This is a genomic window from Pseudanabaena sp. 'Roaring Creek' (assembly GCF_001402795.1).
GTDB lineage: Bacteria > Cyanobacteriota > Cyanobacteriia > Pseudanabaenales > Pseudanabaenaceae > Pseudanabaena.
The window spans coordinates 1-4,339 of sequence record NZ_LIRE01000227.1; the positions used below are offsets into that span (position 1 = coordinate 1).

Genomic DNA, 4,339 nt, shown 5'->3' on the forward strand with positions numbered 1-4,339 from the left:
TTTTATATTTAATTGCGCCTAGCTACTTAATCATGAAGGGAAATCATTGATTTTAACCTTAGAGGCGGCTTCTGTTGCCTTTTGCCGAGAATCGGCGGCATCTTTCCCCTTCGCTAAAGCCACACCCATGCGTCGATAGGGACGGGAATCTGGTTTACCAAATAAACGAATTTCTACGTTGGGAATCGCTAGAGCTTCTTCTACACCTGTAAAGAAAATCTCATTGCTTGTTTCGCTAGCAAGAATGACCGCACTGGCGGACGGACTGAGCAATTCGATTGTGGGAATAGGTAAGCCCAAAATGGCGCGTAAATGAAGTTCAAATTCGTTGAGATTTTGGGAGATGAGGGTAACCATTCCCGTATCGTGGGGACGGGGAGACAGTTCCGAAAAAATTACTTCATCCTTGGTGATAAAAAATTCTACGCCGAAAATCCCTGCCCCGCCGAGTTTATCGGTGACTTTACGAGCAATGTCCTGCGCGTCTTTGACTTGATTCGCAGTTAAGCCCACGGGTTGCCATGATTCTTGGTAGTCACCGCGTTCTTGCCGATGCCCGATCGCTTCACAAAATAGAGTCTCTCCCTGCCATTGACGGATCGTTAACAGAGTAATTTCGACTTCAAAATTAATAAATTCTTCAATGATGATTTTGGCAGTATCGCCTCGCGCTCCCGCGATCGCATAATCCCAAGCCTTCTCTAGTTCATCGCGAGAATTAACGACAGATTGTCCCTTGCCAGAGGAGGACATGACGGGTTTAATTACGTTCGGAAACCCAATTTCGTCGGCAACGGTTTTCAACTCCTCAAGGCTAGTAGCATAGGCATATTTAGCAGTACGCAAGCCCAACTCATTGCTGGCTAAATCGCGAATGCGATCTCGATTCATCGTGAAGTTGGTGGCTGTAGCTGTGGGAATGACTGTGTAACCCTGCGCTTCCAGTGCGATCAGTTTTTCGGTACGGATTGCCTCTACTTCTGGCACGATTAGATCGGGTTGATGTTTTGTGACGACGGCTTCGAGGGCTTCGCCATCCAACATCGAAATGACTTCCCGAACATCGGCAACTTGCATCGCTGGCGCATTATCATAGCAATCGACCGCAATCACTGTATTACCGAGTCTTTTCGCCGCTATTACAAACTCCTTACCCAGTTCCCCAGAGCCTAGCAGCATGATTTTTTTTGGTAATGCGATCGCCATTAAATTCACCTCGTTATTTCACAAAACAGCAATAAGTAGTTCGGCATAAAAACCAAAACCAGAGAGCGTACTGCCCGCGTAGCGGGCGGTACGCTCTTAGCTACTTATCATACTGGTTTTGGCTATAGCAACGTAAGGTTTGCTAAGCCAAAAAAGCTTACGGATGCTGGGCATACATCAAGGGTTTTGACCTTCTTTCATCTGTGCATAGAGATAACTCAAAATCTTGTCAATTTGGCGACCCTTCAGCAACTCTATTATTTCTCCAGTAAAAATTTGTAAGCAAGCATCCGACTTTTGTAAATCTCTTGCAGTCTCTTGGAGAGCGTCGAAATCACCATTTTTGGCAAGCTCTAGGAAATTTAATAGGATTCGGTGACTTGGTTTGGCAAAACTAGCGATCGCCTGAGATGTAAAAGATGGCTGTGAGGACATCTCCGAAGGAATCGCATCGTGATATCCCTCCTCGGCATCCAAATTAATCGGTGTCGAACTTACATAATTAGGTAAGTCAATCTCTAACCAAAAATTACTCCCTTCACCTAAAGCACTAGTAACATTTAGTTCGCCCCCCATCAAGGCAACTAGCTTTTGACTGATGGATAAACCCAGCCCTGTCCCCGATTGCATATCCTTAGGATCGCCAACCTGTTCAAAGGATTCAAATATTTTAGACAAGTCCTCCGAGGCAATCCCCACACCACTATCAATAATGTCAAAGCGAATTTTGTTACTGCCTAGGTCTTGGACAGTCAAAGAAACAATCCCTTCACTAGTGAATTTGATGGCATTGCCCATCAAGTTAAATAGAACTTGCCGCAATCGCCGCGCATCGCCATAAACTAGTTTGGGAATTTGCCCGATAGTCCGATAGACAATTTCTACATTTTGCTTGCTTGCTTGCACCTTAAATGTATCGAGTAGATCGGTCAGCAATCCATTTAAGTAAAAAGGTTCGTACTCAAGCTCTAATTTACCAGCTTCAATTTTGGACAGGTCGAGAATATCGTTAATCAGAGTTAGCAAGTGATTGCCACTACGTTGAATGATGTCTAAACCCTTTTGATTTTTAATCGGATCGTCACTTGTTTTTAGAACTTGTGCATAGCCGAGAATTCCATTGAGGGGAGTTCTGAGTTCGTGACTCATATTCGTAAGAAATTGACTTTTGGCTTTATTGGCACTATCCGCAGCTTCCTTAGCAATTTCGAGTTCTATAGTGCGTTCTCGAACGAGATTTTCTAAGTTCTGATTAAAAGTTTGAAGTTGGGAATTTAGTACGGCAAGCTTTTGTCTGCTTTCGGCAAGACTGATGATCGTGCTATAGCTTCTTAAGCTGGCTACTAGGGATGTAAAGAGCTTTTGTTCCGTTAATTCAGTTTTTGACTTATAGTCATTGATGTCATAGTTTAAGATTACTGAAGATTCGGGAAACTCTGATGGTTGCCCCGTACGGAGAATTATCCGTACTAAAGGATTTTGCAAGACTTCGCGAATATATTTGACAGTATGTAACCCCGCGTCATTCGTCTCCATAATTACATCTTGCAGGATCACTGCGATGTCGGGATGCTGCTCGACAATCTCGATGCCCTCAGTACCAGAGAACGCCGAAAATATTTCCAATCCTTTGCCCGCAAACCTAAACTCCTCTAGAGCTAATCTGGTTACATTATGCACGGAGCGATCGTCATCACAAATTAGGATTTTCCAAGTCGCTCTACTTTTGATCTCTATGGCTCGATTGATGACATGAGACTCATGGTTATGCTCCCCAACAATGCCAATAGCAGATAGATAAGATAGATTGTCTGGCTTTTCATCTACATGAGATACCTTTTCATCATCTTCTGCTAAGAAAATCAACTCATCGGAATCTGTAGACTCGCAATCTGTAGACATTGTGCTTTATTTGTGACTAGTTTTTGATAACTAATTCGACTTAGTTTTTGAGAGGGCTGTTGGCTAAGGGCGCGAGATTGGATGATGTGAGTAGATTCAACCAATTGCTTCTAAGTTCAGCATTATTGGGCTGGGATAGACGCAGATTAGCAAGATTAGCGATCGCCTCATACCAAATACCAAACTTTGCGTATATATACACTCGATCGATCGCGGTTGCCTTTTCTAATTTGGCAAGCATACTTGACTCAGGTTGGATACGCCGAATGATGCCCTCAGCAAAATGATCTTCGGGGTCGCCAGTTTCGCATACTAGGGAAACTAGCCATTTATAATCCTTGCCGATTTCTAGGGATAAGCCATCGAATTGAACGTTAACAACGCTGGGAGTAGTTGTGAGATCGATTCTTTTACGAGCGAGCCCTTTACCTTGGGGATTCTCAAGCGTAAACTCAACCGCGATCGCATTAGTTTTGGGAATGTAGGCGAAAAATCGAGGATTGGATGAGATCGTCAACCCAAATTGGTTCGGGGGAAGTAGCGGCGTAATCTGATACTCTACGGAAGAGTTTGCTTTGAAATCTTTCTGATGCAGGTCTAGATCCTTTAAATCCTTTAAGCATTGTCCGTCGCTGCCCCGCCTGCCACCACCAATGGTTGTTGTGGGTGCAGGATTGTTTACGGGTGGCTCAAAGGTTTGTGCGTTAGCATCTGCGACAAAGTTAGAAAATGTGGTGACTTTCCAAAGAGTCGCGATCGCTAAAAATACCAAGTAGCTGTAAAAGTGCCGATGTAGGTGCCGATAAAGTAATTTGGGAAACATAGCCTTATTCCTAGAAGCATTAACTGAATTAACTGATGAAAGTAGACTTGTCCGACGAAAAAAACTAGCATCTACAGAATCAAGGACGCACAATAATTCTAAAAAATTAAGAATATTACAAAAATCTTACTATTAAACAGTTTACTAGTTTTTTTATGGTTACGTCAAAATGCTGCCCTAAAAGTAACTAAGTAGCTGCGCATAACTAAAACCCAAAATCAAAACCTGTAGCGCACGCGCAGCGTGCGCTACAGGTTTTAGGATTTTATATTTAACTGCGCCTAGCTACTTAAGTCTGTAAATATAGATAATTCAAATAAAAACTACAGCTTCGACTTCGCTCAGCTAGCTTACACCGAGGGCTGAGCGAAGTCGAAGCCCGTCTACAAGTTATTTAAAACAACTATA

The 4,339-nt window shown here is 43.2% G+C and carries 3 protein-coding genes; all 3 read right to left on the minus strand.

Features of this window, described 5'->3' with window-relative positions; genetic code table 11:
- Positions 1-30: 30 nt before the first annotated feature.
- Entirely contained in the window at positions 31-1,206 is a 1,176-nt protein-coding gene (gene purT, locus AC805_RS07520; protein ID WP_055074845.1) for a formate-dependent phosphoribosylglycinamide formyltransferase, read from the minus strand.
- 177 nt (positions 1,207-1,383) lie between these two features.
- Complete coding sequence (locus tag AC805_RS07525; RefSeq protein ID WP_055074846.1) at positions 1,384-3,108, minus strand: ATP-binding protein; 1,725 nt, start codon at positions 3,106-3,108, stop codon at positions 1,384-1,386.
- 40 nt (positions 3,109-3,148) lie between these two features.
- Positions 3,149-3,931 (minus strand): DUF928 domain-containing protein, encoded by a 783-nt coding sequence (locus tag AC805_RS07530; RefSeq protein WP_055074847.1) that lies wholly within the window; start codon positions 3,929-3,931, stop codon positions 3,149-3,151.
- Positions 3,932-4,339: the final 408 nt, after the last annotated feature.